Source organism: Afipia sp. GW821-FHT14H12 (genome assembly GCF_058803465.1).
In genome coordinates, this window is the sequence record NZ_JBXAOZ010000004.1 from 164298 (window position 1) to 182009 (window position 17712).

At 63.0% G+C, this 17712-nt stretch carries 17 protein-coding genes; 12 read left to right on the forward strand and 5 right to left on the reverse strand.

The features are described from left to right. Positions 1-107 precede the first annotated feature (107 nt). Positions 108-797, forward strand: coding sequence for a GntR family transcriptional regulator (locus tag AC1RNA_RS16415; protein WP_492951773.1), 690 nt, complete (start codon positions 108-110; stop codon positions 795-797). Positions 798-803: 6 nt separating this feature from the next. On the opposite strand, the gene AC1RNA_RS16420 is transcribed toward AC1RNA_RS16415, so the two are convergent. Both AC1RNA_RS16420 and AC1RNA_RS16425 read right to left on the reverse strand, forming a co-directional pair. Next, entirely contained in the window at positions 804-2012 is a 1209-nt protein-coding gene (locus AC1RNA_RS16420; RefSeq protein WP_009340374.1) for an MFS transporter, read from the reverse strand. Between the two features lie 114 nt (positions 2013-2126). Continuing rightward, positions 2127-2909, reverse strand: coding sequence for an SDR family NAD(P)-dependent oxidoreductase (locus tag AC1RNA_RS16425; protein ID WP_492951774.1), 783 nt, complete (start codon positions 2907-2909; stop codon positions 2127-2129). A gap of 156 nt (positions 2910-3065) precedes the next feature. Between AC1RNA_RS16425 and AC1RNA_RS16430 the strand changes: the two genes are divergently transcribed. Next, a complete protein-coding gene (locus AC1RNA_RS16430) occupies positions 3066-3953 on the forward strand; it encodes an AraC family transcriptional regulator (RefSeq protein ID WP_492951775.1) in 888 nt (295 codons plus the stop codon). Positions 3954-3960: 7 nt separating this feature from the next. Here AC1RNA_RS16430 and AC1RNA_RS16435 read toward each other — a convergent pair whose 3' ends face one another. Next, complete coding sequence (locus AC1RNA_RS16435; RefSeq protein WP_492951776.1) at positions 3961-4776, reverse strand: uracil-DNA glycosylase; 816 nt, start codon at positions 4774-4776, stop codon at positions 3961-3963. A gap of 184 nt (positions 4777-4960) precedes the next feature. Between AC1RNA_RS16435 and AC1RNA_RS16440 the strand changes: the two genes are divergently transcribed. The 4 genes from AC1RNA_RS16440 (at position 4961) to AC1RNA_RS16455 (ending at position 10379) form a co-directional block, all read left to right on the forward strand. After that, positions 4961-6619, forward strand: coding sequence for an electron transfer flavoprotein-ubiquinone oxidoreductase (locus tag AC1RNA_RS16440; protein WP_048756715.1), 1659 nt, complete (start codon positions 4961-4963; stop codon positions 6617-6619). A 9-nt stretch (positions 6620-6628) separates the two neighbouring features. Continuing rightward, the gene (locus AC1RNA_RS16445) at positions 6629-7372 is read left to right on the forward strand and encodes a sulfite exporter TauE/SafE family protein (RefSeq protein WP_009340382.1); all 744 of its coding nucleotides are present in this window, start codon (positions 6629-6631) and stop codon (positions 7370-7372) included. A gap of 253 nt (positions 7373-7625) precedes the next feature. After that, positions 7626-9377: a tetratricopeptide repeat protein gene (locus tag AC1RNA_RS16450; protein ID WP_492951787.1), complete on the forward strand. Its 1752-nt coding sequence runs from the start codon at positions 7626-7628 to the stop codon at positions 9375-9377. Between the two features lie 120 nt (positions 9378-9497). Continuing rightward, positions 9498-10379 carry a 4-(cytidine 5'-diphospho)-2-C-methyl-D-erythritol kinase gene (locus tag AC1RNA_RS16455; RefSeq protein WP_492951777.1) on the forward strand — a complete coding sequence of 294 codons (882 nt, stop codon included), beginning with the start codon at positions 9498-9500 and terminating at the stop codon, positions 10377-10379. Between the two features lie 9 nt (positions 10380-10388). Here AC1RNA_RS16455 and AC1RNA_RS16460 read toward each other — a convergent pair whose 3' ends face one another. Continuing rightward, complete coding sequence (locus tag AC1RNA_RS16460; RefSeq protein WP_009340385.1) at positions 10389-11399, reverse strand: polyprenyl synthetase family protein; 1011 nt, start codon at positions 11397-11399, stop codon at positions 10389-10391. A gap of 92 nt (positions 11400-11491) precedes the next feature. On the opposite strand from AC1RNA_RS16460, the gene AC1RNA_RS16465 reads away from it, so the two are divergent. The 6 genes from AC1RNA_RS16465 to glyS all read left to right on the forward strand — a co-directional run bounded on the left by AC1RNA_RS16465 (position 11492) and on the right by glyS (position 17115). Further along, positions 11492-11719 (forward strand): putative signal transducing protein, encoded by a 228-nt coding sequence (locus tag AC1RNA_RS16465; RefSeq protein ID WP_040298501.1) that lies wholly within the window; start codon positions 11492-11494, stop codon positions 11717-11719. Continuing rightward, on the forward strand, positions 11709-12512 hold the full coding sequence (locus AC1RNA_RS16470; protein ID WP_492951778.1) for a tRNA1(Val) (adenine(37)-N6)-methyltransferase: 804 nt from the start codon (positions 11709-11711) through the stop codon (positions 12510-12512). The genes AC1RNA_RS16465 and AC1RNA_RS16470 overlap by 11 nt, the downstream gene beginning before the upstream one ends. Before the next feature lie 241 nt (positions 12513-12753). Further along, positions 12754-13635 carry a S49 family peptidase gene (locus AC1RNA_RS16475; protein ID WP_492951779.1) on the forward strand — a complete coding sequence of 294 codons (882 nt, stop codon included), beginning with the start codon at positions 12754-12756 and terminating at the stop codon, positions 13633-13635. A 13-nt stretch (positions 13636-13648) separates the two neighbouring features. Further along, a complete protein-coding gene (locus AC1RNA_RS16480) occupies positions 13649-13834 on the forward strand; it encodes a hypothetical protein (protein ID WP_009340389.1) in 186 nt (61 codons plus the stop codon). A gap of 161 nt (positions 13835-13995) precedes the next feature. Beyond that, on the forward strand, positions 13996-14904 hold the full coding sequence (locus AC1RNA_RS16485) for a glycine--tRNA ligase subunit alpha (protein ID WP_492951788.1): 909 nt from the start codon (positions 13996-13998) through the stop codon (positions 14902-14904). A gap of 3 nt (positions 14905-14907) precedes the next feature. Beyond that, the gene (glyS, locus tag AC1RNA_RS16490) at positions 14908-17115 is read left to right on the forward strand and encodes a glycine--tRNA ligase subunit beta (RefSeq protein ID WP_492951780.1); all 2208 of its coding nucleotides are present in this window, start codon (positions 14908-14910) and stop codon (positions 17113-17115) included. A gap of 73 nt (positions 17116-17188) precedes the next feature. Here the strand turns inward: glyS and AC1RNA_RS16495 are convergent, their stop codons facing one another. After that, positions 17189-17545, reverse strand: a complete 357-nt coding sequence (locus AC1RNA_RS16495; protein ID WP_009340392.1) for a DUF1236 domain-containing protein — start codon at positions 17543-17545, stop codon at positions 17189-17191. Between the last annotated feature and the right edge of the window lie 167 nt (positions 17546-17712).

Here is a 17712-nt window from a genome sequence, read left to right on the forward strand (position 1 = left end):
CGCGATTCCTGCCGGGGCCGATATAGTTCGCCCGGCGGGATTCGCGCCCGCGATGTCCCGTCGATCTTTTTCACCAGCGGTGAGCGTGCGCACTTATGATGCAGCCCATGAATCGTCCCAGCAGTCTTCCCGATGTCTCCGACAACGACGACGAGCCGCAGTCGCGTATCGCCTATCGCCTGATCGAGGCGATGATCGTCACGCACGAACTGCCGCCCGGTTCACGCATTTCCGAGGCATCGTTGAGCGCCAAGCTCGGCATCGGCCGCACGCCGATCCGCGAGGCGCTGCAGCGGCTGTCGTTCGAGGGCACGGTGAAGATCGTGCCGCGCTCCGGTGCGTTTGTGTCGGAGATCGATCTGGTCGATCAGCTTGCGATGATCGAGGTCCGCAAGGGCATCGAGAACGTGCTGGCGGGCCGTGCGGCGCGTTTCGCGGGCGATGCCGAGCGCAAGCGGTTCCGTGAGCTGGCTTTGATGTTCGAGAAATCAGCCGCCACCAATGACGGCCACATCTTTGTGGAGGCCGACCGCGAATTCAATTCGCTGGTCGTGGCGACCGCGCGCAATAAATATGCAGCCCAGGCGATCACGCCGATCGAGGCGCAGACCCGGCGGTTCTGGTACGTGCATTTCAAGCAGTTCGGCGATTTGCAGCGCGTCTGCACGCTGCATGCCTTCGTGGCGCGCCGGATCGCGGAGAATGACGAAGCCGGCGCGCGCGAGGGCTCCGACAAGATCGTGGATTACGCCGAGGAATACACCCGCAAGACGCTGATGTTCTTCGGGATGGGCTAAGTCTGCTTAAAGCGCAGGCGTGCGGCGGCGCATGAAATGAGCAACGGCGAGGCAGATCAGCGCCACCGCGACTGGCGGAAACACCACTGCATTGACGACGGTCCAGCCGAAATCGGCAAGCAGTTGGCCCGAGGCGAACGAGCCGATCGCCATCATCCCGAACACCAGAAAGTCGTTGAACGCCTGCACCTTGTTGCGTTCCTCGGGCCGGTGGGTCTGCACCACCAGCGCGGATGCACCGATGAAGCCGAAATTCCACCCCAGCCCGAGCACGATCAGCATCGCCCAGAAATGCATCGGCGTAATGCCTGACATGCCGATGGCGGCCGCTGTCGCCTCAAGTGCGAGTCCAATCGCCACGATCACTGGCGCGCCGAAACGCGCGATCAGGGAACCTGTGAAGAAGCTCGGCCCGTACATCGCCACGATGTGCCACTGAATGCCGAAGTTTGAATCGCTGATCGGCAATCCGCACAGCCGCATCGCCAGTGGCGCCGAGGTCATCACCAGATTCATCATGGTGTAGGCGACGGTGCCGCACAGCGCCGCGGCGATGAAGTCGCGCTGGCCGATGATGGCAGACAGCGGCCGCCCGCGATGAAGATCGGCAGCGTGCGGGCGCGGCGCATGCACGGTGGAGAGCACTGCCATTGCCACCAGCGCGACGACGGCCTGCACCACGAAACTCGCCGCGAACAGATGCGGTGCCCAGAAATCCATCGTCCATTGCACAAGCTGCGGGCCGAGCACGCCCGCGAAGATGCCGCCCGCGAGCACCCATGAGATCGCCTTCGGACGGAAAGCTTCGCGCGCGCCGTCGGCGGCCGCGAAGCGATAGGAAAGCGCAACGGAGGCATAAAGACCGCCGCAGAAAGTGGCGATGCAGAACAGCGGGAATGATTTCAGAATGATGGCGATCGCCGCCAGCGCACCGCAGAGCGCGCCGAAACCTGCGCCAATCAGAAAGGCGATGCGGCGGCCATAGGTGCGCGATATCCATCCGGTCGGCAGCGTGCCCACCGCCATGCCAACCACGTAGATCGACAGCGGTAGTGTCGCCAGCGACATATTGGGTGCGATCGCGGCCCCGACGATCGAGCCGGTGGCGAAGATCACGGCAGTGTTCGCACCGGTCAGCGCCTGGGCGACGGCCAGCCGCGCCACATTGGAGCGGACTCTATGGTCGTCGTGAGCTTCGCTAGTGATCGCTGTCATGGCTGTTCCGGCGTGACATGGAGAACAATTTTCTCGCATGTTCGGCCGGAACAGAACAGGCATAGCGCCCGGAAGACCCCCTATGCATTTTTGCCGAGCGCCCGCCGCTCGCGATCAGACGAAGATGCCGCCGGAGACTTCGATACGCTGGCCGTTGATCCAGCGATTATCGTCTGACAGCAGCGCAGCGATCATCGGGCCGATATCGTCGGGCAGGCCTGCGCGGCCGAGGGGCGTCGCGCTCGCGACTTGGCGGTTGGCTTCGGCGTTGTCTCGCACATGACCGCCGCCGAAATCGGTTTCGATGGCGCCGGGCGCAACCGTATTGGCGGTAATGCGGCGCGGACCGAGTTCCTTGGCGAGGTAGTGCGTCAGCACTTCGATTGCGCCCTTGGTCGCGCCATAGGCGGAAAAGCCGGGCAGGCTGAAGCGGGCAAGGCCGCTGGAGAGATTGATAATGCGTCCGCCATCGGCGATCAGCGGCAGCAGCGTCTGGGTCAGGAAATAGACGCCCTTCAGGTTGATGTTCATCAGCCGGTCGAAATCGGCCTCGGTGGTGTCCGCGAACGGCTTGTTGATGCCGATGCCGGCGTTGTTCACGAGGTAATCAAACTGCGCCGCGCCCCAATTGTCCTTGAGGCTGGTTTTCAGCCGCGCGGCGAAATCCGGGAAGGTCTTGATCGCGCCGGTGTCGAGCTGAAGTGCTGCGGCGTTGCGGCCGAGTGCCTTGATGGCGGCAACGGTGGCGTCGGCCTCTGCCTGATTTGAGTGATAGGTGATGGCGACGTCCACGCCCTTGCGGGCGAGGCTCAACGCGGTGTTGTGGCCAAGCCCGCGGCTGCCGCCGGTGATCAGGGCGATCTTTGCCATTGAATTATTTGTATTTTCCGTAGCCATGGAGGCCTCCTGAAGCATCATCTGATGGGCCCTTGTGTAATCCCACGGGTGACCCGCAGGAATGCCGGTGTCTCCGAGTTTATTGCCTGATCCTCCAAATCCGCTTTCCCCGTCGCAGCGGACCGCCTATCTTGGCGGCCCGGTCCGGAGGCCGCCGTGCAGATGTCGTTGAAGCAAAGTATCGCCCGCCACATTGATGCGATCAGCCGCGAGGACGGCTTTTTCGACACCGCGATTGGGGGGCTGACCCTGACGCGTTCGTCCACCGAGACGCTGCCGCATCCCATTCTCTACAAGCCCGCGCTGTGCATCGTCGCGCAGGGCGCCAAGCGCAGCCTGCTGGACGAGGACGCCATCGCCTACGCGGAGATGCAGGCGCTGGTGGTGACGGTGGAGATGCCGGTACGCGGCGGCGTGACCCGCGCCAGCAAGGCCACGCCCTATCTGGGGCTCATCCTCGAATTCGATCTGCGGCTGCTGCGCGAGGTGCTCGAGAAATTCGACGATCCGCCGAAACCAGCGAGGGAGGGTCCGGCGTTGCTCGTTCACGATATCGGAGGCTCGCTTGCCGACAGCGTGCTGCGGCTCGTCAATCTGCTCGATATGCCTGCGGCGATTCCGGTGCTGGCCAAATCCGTGATGCGCGAGATTTATTTCTGGCTGCTGAGCGGGCCGCATGGCGCGAGCATCAGCCGGCTGGCTTCGCCCGATGGCCACACCGAGCGTCTGAGCAGGGCGATCCATCTGCTGCGTGACGATCTCGCGCGCGCGATCTCTGTTGAGGAACTGGCCGCCGCCGCAAAGATGAGCCCGTCCTCGTTCCACCAGCATTTCAAGGCCCTGACCTCGCTGACGCCGCTGCAATACCAGAAGCAGTTGCGTCTGCTGGAAGCGCGGCGGCTGATGCTCGCCGATGCGGTGACGGCGACAACCGCCGCCTATCGGGTCGGCTATGAAAGCCCCTCGCAGTTCAGCCGCGAATATTCCCGCATGTTCGGCGCGCCGCCGCGCCGCGATGTGGCGGTGATGCGGACGATCGCCTGAGGCGCACTTAAGTTTTCGCGTTCGCCGCGAGTGCAGACTGGATTGTGCGCAGGTCTTTCCACGTCATCCGCTTGTAGATCGGCTGACGCAGCAGGTAAGCGGGGTGGAAGGTCGCCATCGCGCGGATGGTGCGCGTGCCGGTGTTGTAGTCGAACCAGCGGCCGCGCGTCCTCATGATGCCGTCTTTCAAGTCGAGCACCGCTTGCGACGACGGCTTGCCGAGACACACCACGATGTCCGGGTCGACCAACTCGATCTGCCGCTTGATGAAGGGCAGGCACATTTGCGTTTCGTGCGGGGAGGGGTCGCGGTTGCCCGGCGGCCGCCATGGAATGACGTTGGCGATGTAGGCCTTGGTGCGGTCGAGTCCGATAGAGGCCAGCATCAGGTCGAGCAGCTTGCCCGAACGGCCGATGAAGGGAATGCCCTGAAGATCCTCGTCGCGGCCGGGTGCTTCGCCGACGAACATGACGCGGGCCTGCGGGTTGCCGTCGCCGAACACCAGCTTGGTTGCGGTTGCCTTCAGTGCGCAGCCATCGAATGCCTCAAGGAGGCCGCGTAATTCCTCAAGGGTCTTGGCCTTCGGCGCGAGTTCGCGGGCCGATTCGATGGCGGCATCGGGCGCAGGCGCGAGGTCGGTCTGCGGCGTGGCGGTGAGGGCCGGCGCGGGCGTCAGCGGCACGATACGCCGCGGCGCGGGTGCCGGTTCCGCCTCGATCTCGGACAGGCGGTCGAAGGGCTCTTCGGCCAATGCGCAATCGACCCCGGCTTCCAGATAGAAGGCCAGCAACTCGTGCGGGGTTGGGGGGCGCTCGGAAATCATGGGGCCAATGTTAAAGCGTCCGGGCGGGGAATGAGAGTCCCGATTTGCCGTTCCACATAACGGACTCTGGAGCGCGCACAGGTACCATGATTTTCGACAGGGTTGTTCTCCCTGCGAAAATCGTCAACAACACTTCTTAGAGACATTCCATCCCCGCTTGCCCGCAGGACCAGCCGAGCCCCACATGAGCGATGAGCCGCAGCCCCGCGACTCCATGGAGTTCGATGTCGTCATCGTCGGCGCGGGCCCCGCAGGGCTCAGCGCCGCGATCCGTCTCAAGCAGATCGAGCCCGCGCTCAGCGTGGTGGTGATCGAAAAAGGCTCCGAGGTCGGCGCGCACATCCTGTCCGGCGCGGTGATCGACCCGGTGGGGCTCGACGACCTCATTCCCGAATGGCGCGATGAAGACGACTGTCCGCTGAAAACACGCGTCAGCGAAGACCGCTTCGCCTGGATGACGGCGAACGGCGAGATCAGGCTGCCGAATGTCCTGATGCCGCCGCTGATGAACAATCATCATTGTTATATCGGTTCGCTCGGCGACCTGTGCCGCTGGCTCGGCGCGCGCGCCGAAGCGCTCGGCGTGGAAATATATCCCGGGTTTGCCGCGACCGAGATCGTCTATGGCGAGCATAACGAAGTGCGCGGCGTTGCCACCGGCGACATGGGCGTGGCGCGCGATGGTTCGCACAAGGCCTCGTTCACGCGCGGTATGGAGCTGCTCGGCAAGTACACATTGTTTGCGGAAGGCGCGCGCGGCAGCCTGACCAAACAGCTGATCGCCCGCTACGCGCTGGACAGTGGCAGCGAGCCGCCGAAATTCGGCATCGGGCTCAAGGAAGTCTGGCAGATCGACAAGGCGAAGCATCAACCGGGTCTGGTGCGCCATTCGTTCGGCTGGCCGCTCGACAACAAGACCGGCGGGGGCTCGTTTCTTTATCACTATGGCGAGAATCTCGTCGCCATCGGTTTCGTCGTCCATCTCAATTACGATGATCCGTATCTGTCGCCGTTCGAGGAATTCCAGCGCTTCAAGACCCATCCTTCGATCCGCCCGACGCTCGAAGGCGGCAAGCGGTTGTCCTATGGCGCGCGCGCGATCACCGAGGGCGGCTTTCAGTCCGTGCCCCGGCTGACCTTTGCCGGCGGGGCACTGATCGGCTGTGCCGCAGGCTTCGTCAACGTGCCGCGCATCAAGGGCGTCCACAACGCGATGCGCAGCGGCATGATCGCCGCGCGGCATGTCACGGATGCGCTGGCGGAGGGTCGGGCGAACGACGAGCTTGTGCAATATGAGAGCGGCTGGCGGCTGTCATCGGTCGGGCGCGATCTCAATCGCGTGCGCAACGTCAAGCCGCTGTGGTCGAAGTTCGGCACCGTGCTCGGCGTCGTGCTCGGCGGCCTCGACATGTGGACGCAGACGCTGCTCGGCCTCTCGCTGTTCGGCACGCTGAGCCACGGCAAGACCGATGCCGCGAGCCTGCATCCCGCGCGCGACTACAAGCCGCGCGCAGCATCGAAGCCCGACGGGCAGGTGACGTTCGACAGGCTGTCCTCGGTGTTTCTGTCCAACACCAACCACGAGGAGGACCAGCCGGTCCATCTCAAGGTGCTGAACATGGCGCTGCAGAAATCGTCAGAGCACGATGTCTTCGCCGGACCCTCGAACCGCTATTGCCCCGCAGGAGTCTACGAATGGCTTGATGGGCCGGACGGCCCGCGCTTTCAGATCAACGCGCAGAACTGCGTCCACTGCAAAACCTGCGACATCAAGGATCCGAACGCAAACATCGTCTGGGTGCCGCCGGAAGGCGGCGGCGGGCCGAATTATCAGGGCATGTGAGCAGCGGTGATGCTTGAAATGCATGACGTGACGTCCTTCGGGCTCACCGCCTTCATCCTGTTCGGCGCCTATACGTTGTTCGGTATCACCGGGTTCGGCCAGAGCATGATTGCGATGCCGTTTCTGGCGATGATCGCCTCGTTGCGGTTTTTCGTGCCGCTGGTGGCGCTGCTCGATACCGTGTTCGTGCTGTGGAACATGACCAAGTTCCGCAAGGACGCGGACTACCGGGAACTGATCGCGCTGCTGCCGACCACGATCATCGGCATGATCGGCGGCGCGACCATGCTGGTGTTCCTTCCCGAACGGATTCTACTGCTCACGCTTGGCGTGCTCATTACCGCTTACGGCCTTTATCGCCTCGTGGCGAAGCAGCAGACGGGGAAGCTGAACAAGTTCGTCGCGGTGCCGCTCGGCCTGCTGGCAGGGGCGCTGTCCGCGACCTTCGGAACCGGCGGTCCGATTTACGTCGCCTATCTTTCGGGCCGCATCTTCGACAAGAGCCAGTTGCGCGCGACCATTCTCGGGCTGCTGGTTCTGACGGCCATTGTCCGGCTCGGCGTTTTCGGCATCGGCGGATTGTACAACAACGCCCATATCTGGCTGTGGTGGCTCATGGCGCTGCCGTTCTGCTTCGCCGGGGTGAAACTCGGCCATTATCTTCACGACAGATTGAAGAGCGAGAGCCTGCTGATCCTCGTCTACCTGACGCTGGTGGTGTCCGGGGTGACCCTCCTGGTGAAGAACTTCTGACGGCAGTGGCCCCGGTTGCAGGAGGCAGGAGCGGAGCCGGCATAGTTTTGCCATTTTAGGCGCCGCCACGATGCAGCCATCTTTGCTGGAACGTTCCCGAGGGACTTTCCGAATCCTTGCGGACGGCATCTAAACGGGCCATTGTGCGCTGCCCTGAGCCGCCCGGGCGGCCTTGCGTTTTCAATCCATCCTGACGGAGACGGTGCGCGTGAATTTCTCAACTCGTTCTTCTCGCGTGGCGCTTGCTGCCGCGATGGCGGCGGCGATGATCGTCGCGCCGGTTGCATCATCCGCCTTCGCCGAAACCACACCCACGATCGATAACGGATTGTCCGCTTATCCGACCGCGCGCGATCTGCAGGGCCTCAGTCCCGCAGGCAGCTATCTCGCCGCCCGCCATGCCAGTGCGGACCGCGATGCGGGCGTCGCCGCGTCATTCTACCGTGCGGCACTTCGGTCCGATCCGAAGAACGCCGATCTGCTGGATCGCGCCTTCATCTCCTCCGTCGCCGACGGCGAGATGGATGAGGCCGTCAAGCTCGCAGGCAAGATTCTCGCGACCGACAAGACCAATCGCGTGGCGCGGCTGGTCGAGGGCGTTCACGCCCTCAAGCTGAAACGCTACTCGGCGGCGCAGCAGAACTTCAATCAGTCGGTGCGCGGCCCGATCACCGATCTCGTCGCGACGCTGCTGTCGAGCTACGCGATGCAGGGCGCGGGCAACACCTCCGCCGCGCTTGCCAATATCGACAAACTCACCGGGCCGGAATGGTATCCGATCTTCAAGAATCTCCACGCCGGCCTGATCGACGAACTTGCCAACCGGCAGAAGGATGCGGGCGTTCGTTTCGAGGCGGCCTACAAGCTCGATGACACCGCATTGCGGATCGTCGACGCCTATGGCCGCTGGATGTCGCGCAACAAGAAGGAAGCCGAGGCGGCGCAGTTGTTCGAAACCTTCGACAAGAAGGTGCCGCGTCATCCCCTGATCGTCGACGCGCTGAAGGATCTGAAAGCCGGCAAGAAGCTGCCGGCGCAGATCGATACGCCGCAGTCCGGCGCGGCCGAGGCGCTGTACGGCATCGGCTCGTCGCTGACGCGTCGCGGCGGCGAAGACCTCGCGCTGGTGTACCTGCAGCTTGCGCTGTATCTGCACCCGAACCATCCGCTCGCGCTGCTGTCTCTCGCCGATCTCTATGAATCGGTGAAGAAGCCGCAGCTCGCGATCAGGATTTACGAGCGCATGCCCGAAAATTCGCCGCTGAAGCGCAATGCGCAGATTCAGATGGCAACGGACCTCGATTCTGTGGATCGCACCGACGAGGCACTGACGATCCTCAAGTCGGTCACCGCGGAAGATTCGAAGGATACCGAGGCGTTGATGGCGCTCGGCAATATTGAGCGCGCGCGCAAGAAGTTTGCCGATTGCAGCGGCACCTATACCAAGGCGATCGATGCCTCGGATGCGGCCAAGCCGAACTGGGTGCTGTATTACTTCCGCGGCATCTGCGAGGAGCGCTCCAAGCAGTGGCCGAAGGCGGAAGCCGATCTGAAGAAGGCGCTGGAATTGCAGCCCGAGCAGGCGCACGTGCTGAACTACCTCGGCTATTCGTGGGTCGATCAGGGCATCAACCTGCCCGAGGGCATGGCGATGATCCGTCATGCCGTCGATCAGCGTCCCGATGATGGCTACATCGTCGACTCGCTCGGCTGGGCGTATTTCCGTATCGGCGACTACGCCAATGCGGTGAAGACGCTGGAGCGCGCCATCGATCTGAAGCCGGAAGATCCGACCATCAACGATCATCTCGGCGATGCTTATTGGCGCGTCGGCCGGACGCTGGAGGCGAAGTATCAGTGGGCGCATGCGCGCGACCTCAAGCCGGAGGCCGAAGAACTGCCGAAGATCGAGGCGAAGATCGCCAACGGTCTGCCGGACCTGCCGGCTGGTCCTGCAGCGGCATCGAATGCGAATGAGAAGAAGAAAGAGGATAAAGGCGGCTAGCACGCCGCAAAATCGGATTTTGAACATGGATGGCCGGGCTTGTCCCGGCCATCTGCGTCTTGGTATGGATTTGCGAATGTGAAAGCCGGCGGCGGGCGCGGGCAGCAACCAGAGACGGGCATGGCCTCATTCACCGAAATCGCACGCGCCAAGGTCAACCTGACGCTGCGCGTTCTGGGCCGCCGCCCGGACGGCTACCATGATCTCGACAGCATCGCTGCTTTCGCAGATTGCGCCGACAGCCTGACGCTGGAGCCGGGCGATCTTGGCCTCACCATCACCGGGCCGGGAAGCGCTGCGTGCGGCGATGCCAACGACAATCTGGTGATCCGCGCGGCCCGGTTGTTGGCCGAACGGGTGCCGGGCCTGAAGCTTGGTCATTTCACGCTCGACAAGCATTTGCCGGTGGCGGCCGGAATCGGCGGGGGCTCGGCGGATGCCGCGGCGGCGTTGCGGCTACTGGCGAAAGCGAACGGGATCGCTCTCGACGATGCGCGCCTGTTCGAGGCGGCGCGTCTTGCGGGCGCGGACGTGCCGGTTTGCATCGCCTCGCATGCGTGCGTGATGGGCGGCGTCGGCGAGAATCTGACCATGCTCGATTTGCCACCGTTGTCCTGCGTAATGGTCAACCCGCGCGTTGCTGTCGCAACCAAGGATGTTTTCACCGCGCTCGGCCTGCGTGCGGGTCAGTTGCGTGTCGGTGTTGATGAAATTCTCGAAGCGGTGACGCTGCCGGGGGCGGGTGCATCGGCCGGGGAATGGATCATCCAGCTATCGGGTGGCGTCAACGATCTCGAAGCGCCTGCGCTGCGGGTTCAACCGGTGATCGGTGAAGTGCTGGCGGCCTTGCGCAAGACGCAAGGCGTGCAATTGGCGCGGATGTCGGGGTCGGGCGCGACCTGTTTTGCGCTGTATGACGATGCCGTTTCCGCCGATCGGGCCGCGCAAGCCATCGCACTGACCCATCCGCAATGGTGGGTCCACGCGGGAACGCTCAGCTAATCAGCTAAATCAGTTCGACCGTGCGAGGCAGAACGCGACGACCTGTTCGAGCGCGCTCTTCATTGGGGATGACGGAAACAGCGCCAGCGCATCGACGGCCATCGCGCCGTAATGCTGCGCGCGCTGCATGGTGTCGTCCAGAGCGCGGTGCTTTGTCATCAGGCCGATGGCGTGATCGAGATCGGCGTCGGCCACCTCGCCGCGCTCCAGCGTCCTGATCCAGAAATCGCGTTCGACATCGTTGCCACGGCGGAAGGCCAGCACCACGGGCAGGGTGATCTTGCCTTCGCGGAAATCGTCGCCGACGTTCTTGCCGAGCTTGGCGGCCTTGCCGCCGTAATCGAGTACGTCGTCGATAAGCTGGAAGGCGATGCCCAGATTCATGCCAAACGAACGCGACGCGGTCTGCTCCGCTTTCGGCCGGTTGGCGATCACGGGTCCGACCTCGCTCGCTGCGGCGAACAGTTCGGCGGTCTTGCCACGGATCACCGCGAGATATTCGTCCTCGGTGGTGGCGGTGTTCTTCGCGGCCGCAAGCTGCATCACCTCGCCCTCGGCGATGGTGGCGGCGGCGGAAGAAAGAATGTCGAGCGCGCGCAGCGAGCCGACCTCGACCATCATGCGGAAGGCCTGGCCGAGCAGGAAGTCGCCGACCAGAACGCTCGCCTCGTTGCCCCATAGCATCCGCGCCGAGAGCTTGCCCCGGCGCAGTTCGCTCTCGTCCACCACGTCGTCGTGCAGGAGTGTCGCGGTGTGCATGAATTCGACGGCGGCAGCGAGCTTGATATGGCCGTCGCCGGTGTAGCCCGCGAGCTGCGCCATCGCGAGCGTCAGCATCGGACGCAGCCGCTTGCCGCCCGAGGAGATCAGGTGGTTGGCGACCTCCGGGATCATCGTGACTTCGGAGCCGGTTCGCGACAGAATGGTCGTGTTGACCCCCGCCATGTCGTCGGCAACAAGCGCGACAAGCCGGTCGATCGATGGGGTGGAATGGCCCTCAAAAGGTACGATAACTGCCACGCAGGGTCTCCCGGTTCTGGCTGGCCGGACAATAGAAACTGCCGCGTCCCACGGCAAGAGCGTCCCCGGCCGGCGGTGAGGAGGAAGCAGGATTGCGCGAGTTATTGAGGACGAACGATATAGTCATGGTGTCGGCGGTGGGGGCGTTGCTCGATGGGGCGAACATCAAGCATCTCCTGCTGGATGCCAATATGAGCATTCTGGAAGGCTCGGCCGGGGCGATTCCACGCCGTATTCTGGTGCACGAAAACGATGATGCCGCTGCGCGCCGCCTGCTGACCGAGGCCGGCCTGGGACACGAATTGCGCGATGGGAACTGATCCGGTCCACTCTGACGATCTGACCGAGGATGCCTTTCTTGCAGGGAGGCTTCGCCTGCGCCAGTTCAGGCGGGGCCACCGCGCGGGCCACGATGCGATCATGCTGGCCGCTGCCGTCCCGGCACGCGCGGGCGAGCGCGCCGTCGAATTCGGGGCGGGCACGGGGGCTGCGGGTCTTGCACTGGCGCGGCGAGTCGACGGCATAAACCTCACTCTGGTGGATATCGATTCCGCGCTCGTTGATCTTGCGCAAACCAATGCGGCGGCGAACGGCATCACGGCACGGGCCATCTTGCTCGATGTCGGCGCGTCGGCGTCGCAGTTCGCGGACATGGGCTTGCCGCCGGACCATGCCGATCATGTGATGATGAACCCGCCGTTTCATGCGGCGGATCGCCATCGTGCCTCGCCCGATGAAGGCAGGCGCACGGCGCATCTCGATACGGGCGAGACGCTCGATGTCTGGAGCAAGGCCGCGCGGCGCGTTCTCAAGCCGGGCGGTTGCCTCACGCTGATCTGGCGGGCGGATGAACTGGATCGTGTGCTGGATGTGCTTGAACGCGGCTTCGGCGCGGTCGAGGTGATCCCGGTCTATCCGAAGCCGGATGCGGTTGCGATCCGCGTTCTGGTGCGGGCGATCAAGGGAAGCCGGGGTCCGTTACAGATTTTGCCAGGGCTGGTTCTGAACGATCGGCAGCGACACCCCACAGCGGCGGCAGAGCATGTGCTGCGAGGGGGAGCGCTCGGTTCCGAGCCTTGCGGCGAAACGGCGCTGGGGGTGCGCGAAAAATAGGCGTCCTGCTTACTGCGGAAGCGAGTTCGGGCGCTTATCTTGGACAGAGGTGAAGCGAATAGCCGTGAAAAGTGCGCTTATCATCAACACCATCAGATAGATTTTCATCGAAGCACCTTTCGGCTGGCCTTGCCGGAAGCTCAGGCAGAGGCGTTATCGCGGTATGCAATGCAAGTGGCGTACCGGACGGCGCCTAAGTGCCATTTGACGGATAATAAGGCGTTAATGCGAAGGACGTTGCATGACAGTTGAGGATCGCGATCACAATGCGCTGAATGACGGCTGGACCCGTTTCCTGCCGGAGTATTTCCGCGGGGCGGTGGTCCCTGTGGTTCGCCTCAGCGGCACCATCGGTGCGGTCACCCCGCTGCGACCGGGGCTGTCGCTGTCCGGCGTCAGCAAGCTGCTCGAGAAAGCATTCGAGACCAAGCGGGCCAAGGCAGTCGCGCTGGTCATCAATTCGCCGGGCGGCTCGCCGGTCCAGTCGCATCAAATCTACGCGCGCATCCGTCAACTCGCGGAGACGAAGAAAATTCCGGTGCTGGCGTTCGTCGAAGATGTCGCAGCCTCGGGCGGCTACATGATCGCTTGCGCGGGCGACGAGATTTTCTGCGACTCGTCCTCGATTCTCGGATCGATTGGCGTCATCGGCGGCACGTTCGGTTTTCAGGATCTCATCAAGAAGATCGGCATCGAGCGCAGGATCTACACTTCGGGCGAGCACAAGAGCAGCCTCGATCCATTCCTGCCGGAAAGCCCGGACGACGTTGCGCGGCTGAAGGCGATCCAGCGCGAGATCCATGACAGCTTCATCGATCTGGTGAAACGCAGCCGTGGTGTGCGGCTGCAGGGTGAGGCGAGCTATCTGTTCTCCGGCGAGTACTGGGCCGGCGAGCGCTCGGTGAAGCTCGGGCTCGCGGACGGGATCGGCGATCTGCGCAGCGTGCTCCGTGCGCGTTACGGCGAGCGTGTCCGCATGCCGGTGATTGCGCCCAAGAGCGGATTGCTCTCGACTCTCGCGGGCCGGAAGCCGGGCGCCGAGGCCATGATCGGCGCGGGCTTCGCCGACGACCTGATTTCCGCCCTGGAGACGCGCGCATTATGGGCGCGCTACGGACTGTGAGTGTGAGGGACATATGCCGCCGCTGGTTCTGATTGCTTTGGGTGTATTGGGCGGGGCCGCCCTGCTGCGGCTCGCGACGAAGGAAGGCCGCCGGGTCAATCGCGAACTCGATGAGATTCGCGAGCAGGAGGCCTCTGATTCTAACGGCGCGGTCCGGCTCCGGCGCGACCCGCAGACGGGCACATACCGCCCCCATTAGGCATGATGGGCGCGAGTCGCCTTCGATGGCGTGATAAGGGCCGTTTTCGGCGGCCTCTCCTTGATTCCTGACCCCCGCGCCGATACGGTCCGCCGCGCCAGCCCGGCTTTGCCGCCCTTGAACTGATTGCAGAATATCCGATGGAAACGCTTCCGCCGCACATGCGCCCCGAAAAATCGTTTCAGGGCCTGATCCTGACATTGCAGCGCTATTGGGCTGACCATGGCTGCGTGATTCTGCAGCCCTACGACATGGAAGTGGGCGCGGGCACCTTCCATCCGGCAACGACGCTGCGCGCGCTCGGTCCGAAGACCTGGAATGCCGCTTACGTGCAGCCCTCGCGCCGCCCCAAGGATGGCCGCTACGGCGAGAACCCGAACCGGCTGCAGCATTACTACCAGTTTCAGGTCATCCTGAAGCCGTCGCCGTCCGACATTCAGGATTTGTATCTGAAATCGCTCAAGGCCATCGGCGTCGATGCCGCGCTTCACGACATCCGTTTCGTCGAGGACGACTGGGAAAGCCCGACGCTCGGCGCGTGGGGTCTCGGCTGGGAATGCTGGTGCGACGGCATGGAAGTCTCGCAGTTCACTTATTTCCAGCAGGTCGCGGGCGTCGAATGCGCGCCGGTCGCGGGCGAACTGACTTACGGCCTCGAGCGGCTTGCGATGTATGTGCAGGGCGTCGATCGCGTCTACGATCTCAACTTCAACGGACGCGAGGGCGCCGAGAAGGTGACTTATGGCGATGTGTTCCTGCAGGCCGAGCAGGAATATTCGCGGCATAATTTCGAGCACTCCGACACCGGGATGTTGTTCGAGCAATTCAAGATGGCCGAAGGCGCGTGCAAGAAATATCTCGAAGCCGGCTGGGCCGATGGCAAGAAGGAGCGCCATCTGATGGCGCTTCCGGCTTATGACCAGTGCATCAAGGCCAGCCACGTCTTCAACCTGCTGGACGCGCGCGGCGTGATTTCTGTGACCGAGCGGCAGAGCTACATCCTGCGCGTGCGCGAACTGGCGAAAGCCTGCGGCGAGGCATGGATCGCCACCGAAGCGGGCGGAGTGTAAGCGATGCCCGATCTTCTGTTTGAATTGTTCTCCGAAGAAATTCCCGCGCGTATGCAGGCGAAGGCGGCGGACGATTTGCGCCGCATGGTGACGGACAAGCTCGTCGCCGAGGGCCTCGTCTACGAAGGCGCGAAGGCATTCGCGACGCCGCGCCGTCTCGCGCTCACCGTGCACGGCCTTCCGGGACGCCAGCCCGATCTGAAGGAAGAGCGCAAGGGACCGAAGGTCGGCGCTCCGGATGCCGCCGTGCAGGGCTTCCTCAAGGCGACCGGCCTGAAATCGCTCGACGAAGCGAAAATCCAGAAAGACCCGAAGAAAGGCGACTTTTATATCGCGCTGATCGAGAAGCCGGGCCGTCCTGCCATCGATGTCATCGCGGAAATCCTGCCGGTGATCGTCCGCACCTTCCCGTGGCCGAAGCAGATGCGCTGGGGCGCGGGCTCAGCTACGCGCGGCGCACTGACCTGGGTGCGGCCGCTGCATTCGATCATTGCGACGTTCGGTCTCGAAACCGAAGACCCGGATGTGGTGAAGTTCGATGTCGGCGGCATCGAAGCCGGGCAGACGACGCGCGGCCACAGATTCATGGCGCCCGCCGAATTTTCCGTGCGCCGCTTTGAGGATTACGTCGCGAAGCTGGAAGCAGCAAAAGTGGTGCTCGATCCGCAGCGCCGCAGGGACATTATTCTGGCCGATGCCAAGCAGTTGGCGTTCGCGCAGGGCTATGAACTGGTCGAAGACGAAGCCTTGCTGGAGGAGGTGGCGGGCCTTGTTGAATGGCCGGTCGCGTTGATGGGCTCGTTCGATCGGGACTTCCTGTCGATCCCCGGCGAAGTGATCCGCGCCACCATCCGCACCAACCAGAAATGCTTTGTGGTGCGCGACCCGAAGACCGGGAAGCTCGCGCCGAAGTTCATTCTCGTATCCAATATCGAAGCAATCGATGGTGGCAAAGCCATCGTCGCGGGCAACGAGCGCGTGATCCGCGCGCGGTTGAGCGACGCGAAGTTCTTCTACGAGACCGATCTGAAGACGAAACTCGAAGCCCGGCTGCCGAAGTTCGAGAACATCGTGTTCCACGAAAAACTCGGCACGCAGGCCGAGCGCATCGCGCGCATCGAACGGCTGGCCGCAGAAATCGCGCTATTGGTCGGCGCCGATGTCGAGAAGACGAAGCGCGCCGCGCGCCTTGCCAAGGCGGACTTGCTCACCGAAGTCGTCGGCGAATTCCCCGAGGTACAGGGCCTGATGGGCAAGTACTACGCGCTGGCGCAGGGCGAGGACGCTTCTGTCGCTGCTGCGATCGAGGATCATTACAAGCCGCAGGGTCCGAACGACCGCGTGCCGAACGATCCGGTTGCGATCGCGGTGGCGCTGGCCGACAAGATCGACATTCTTACCGGCTTCTGGGCGATCGATGAAAAGCCGACGGGATCGAAAGACCCGTTTGCACTTAGGCGCGCGGCGCTGGGTGTGATCAGGCTACTTACCGAGAATGGCCTACGTTTGCCATTGGCTTCAGTAACATCCGATCACTTCGTTACGCTTCGCAAAGATGTAACCGAAGCTCAAAACAAGAAAAAGATTCAGGCTGCTCAAAACGCGGGTGTTGGTGCCTTCATCGGTATGAATGCTACTCTATCTGTAACGCGGACATTTGGTGACCGTCAGGTAGATGCAAGTAGCGTCGATTTGCTCTCCTTCTTCGCCGACCGCCTGAAGGTGCAGTTGCGCGAGCAAGGCGCGCGGCATGACCTCGTGGACGCCGTGTTCGCGCTCGGAGGTCAGGACGATCTGTTGATGGTCGTGCGCCGCGTCGAGGCGCTGGGCAAATTCCTCGATACCGATGACGGCAAGAACCTGTTGGCAGGCACCAAGCGCGCCTCGAACATCCTCGCCATCGAGGAGAAGAAGGACAAGCGCAACTTCACCGGCGCGCCGGAGGCTTCGCTCTATAAGCTCGATGAAGAAAAGAATCTCGCAGCCGCCATCGAACAGGTGAAAGCCGAGGCAGGCGCTGCCGTGGCGAAGGAAGATTTTGCGGGTGCCATGGGCGCGCTGGCGAAGCTGCGTCCGGTGGTCGATGCCTTCTTCGACAAGGTGAAAGTCAACGACGACGACAAGGCGGTGCGCGAAAACCGCCTCAAGCTCCTGAACGAAATCCGCGAGGCGACGCGCGCGGTTGCGGATTTCTCGAAGATTCAGGATTGAGTTTCCGGATTGCCCATTAACAAAGCCGTCCAGCGGTTGCTGGACAGCTTCACCATTTCGGAGCGTCCGTTACTTACTCGATCACCTGAATGACCTTGCGGGTTTGCGGATCGACAAGCACATAGTTGTCGTTGACGCGGCTGTAGCGGTAACGGTGCGCGCCGTACTGCTGCGGCACGTCGTAATAGGTCACGCCCATTTCGGGCAGCGTCACGCCGACCATTACCTGACCCGGCACGGTGTAGTTCGGCACATTCTCCTGCACGACATATTCACGGAAGCGAGGTTGCAGATCGGGGGCGATACCACCCTCATCCACGACCATGCCGGTCGTCGCGCCGTCGCGCACGATGATGCCTTGCGCCTGCGCAGCGGCCGGTACCGCCATCGCACCGGCAAGGACGGCAAGAACGAGTGCTGACTTTCGCATGGTCTGTCTCCTGTCAAAGCGAAGGCCGCATGATGCGGCCGATGCCTGACAATCCGCAGACGATGCAGGTGTTCCTGCACCAGTCGTGACTTCATTGGGGCCTTTTTGTGCAGGGAGGGAACCGATCCGCTTTCAGAATCGTCGTTGATCGTCTATCGCGCTCGTGG

What these genes read in the sequence shown, in the direction of transcription:
- AC1RNA_RS16470 (WP_492951778.1), top strand. Translation starts at nt 11,709, where the DNA reads ATGGGAACTGATCCGGTCCACTCTGACGATCTGACCGAGGATGCCTTT.
- AC1RNA_RS16425 (WP_492951774.1), bottom strand. Translation starts at nt 2,909, where the DNA reads ATGGCTACGGAAAATACAAATAATTCAATGGCAAAGATCGCCCTGATC.
- AC1RNA_RS16450 (WP_492951787.1), top strand. Translation starts at nt 7,626, where the DNA reads ATGGCGGCGGCGATGATCGTCGCGCCGGTTGCATCATCCGCCTTCGCC.
- AC1RNA_RS16455 (WP_492951777.1), top strand. Translation starts at nt 9,498, where the DNA reads ATGGCCTCATTCACCGAAATCGCACGCGCCAAGGTCAACCTGACGCTG.
- AC1RNA_RS16420 (WP_009340374.1), bottom strand. Translation starts at nt 2,012, where the DNA reads ATGACAGCGATCACTAGCGAAGCTCACGACGACCATAGAGTCCGCTCC.
- glyS (WP_492951780.1), top strand. Translation starts at nt 14,908, where the DNA reads ATGCCCGATCTTCTGTTTGAATTGTTCTCCGAAGAAATTCCCGCGCGT.
- AC1RNA_RS16440 (WP_048756715.1), top strand. Translation starts at nt 4,961, where the DNA reads ATGAGCGATGAGCCGCAGCCCCGCGACTCCATGGAGTTCGATGTCGTC.
- AC1RNA_RS16475 (WP_492951779.1), top strand. Translation starts at nt 12,754, where the DNA reads ATGACAGTTGAGGATCGCGATCACAATGCGCTGAATGACGGCTGGACC.
- AC1RNA_RS16435 (WP_492951776.1), bottom strand. Translation starts at nt 4,776, where the DNA reads ATGATTTCCGAGCGCCCCCCAACCCCGCACGAGTTGCTGGCCTTCTAT.
- AC1RNA_RS16495 (WP_009340392.1), bottom strand. Translation starts at nt 17,545, where the DNA reads ATGCGAAAGTCAGCACTCGTTCTTGCCGTCCTTGCCGGTGCGATGGCG.
- AC1RNA_RS16485 (WP_492951788.1), top strand. Translation starts at nt 13,996, where the DNA reads ATGCGCCCCGAAAAATCGTTTCAGGGCCTGATCCTGACATTGCAGCGC.
- AC1RNA_RS16480 (WP_009340389.1), top strand. Translation starts at nt 13,649, where the DNA reads ATGCCGCCGCTGGTTCTGATTGCTTTGGGTGTATTGGGCGGGGCCGCC.
- AC1RNA_RS16445 (WP_009340382.1), top strand. Translation starts at nt 6,629, where the DNA reads ATGCTTGAAATGCATGACGTGACGTCCTTCGGGCTCACCGCCTTCATC.
- AC1RNA_RS16415 (WP_492951773.1), top strand. Translation starts at nt 108, where the DNA reads ATGAATCGTCCCAGCAGTCTTCCCGATGTCTCCGACAACGACGACGAG.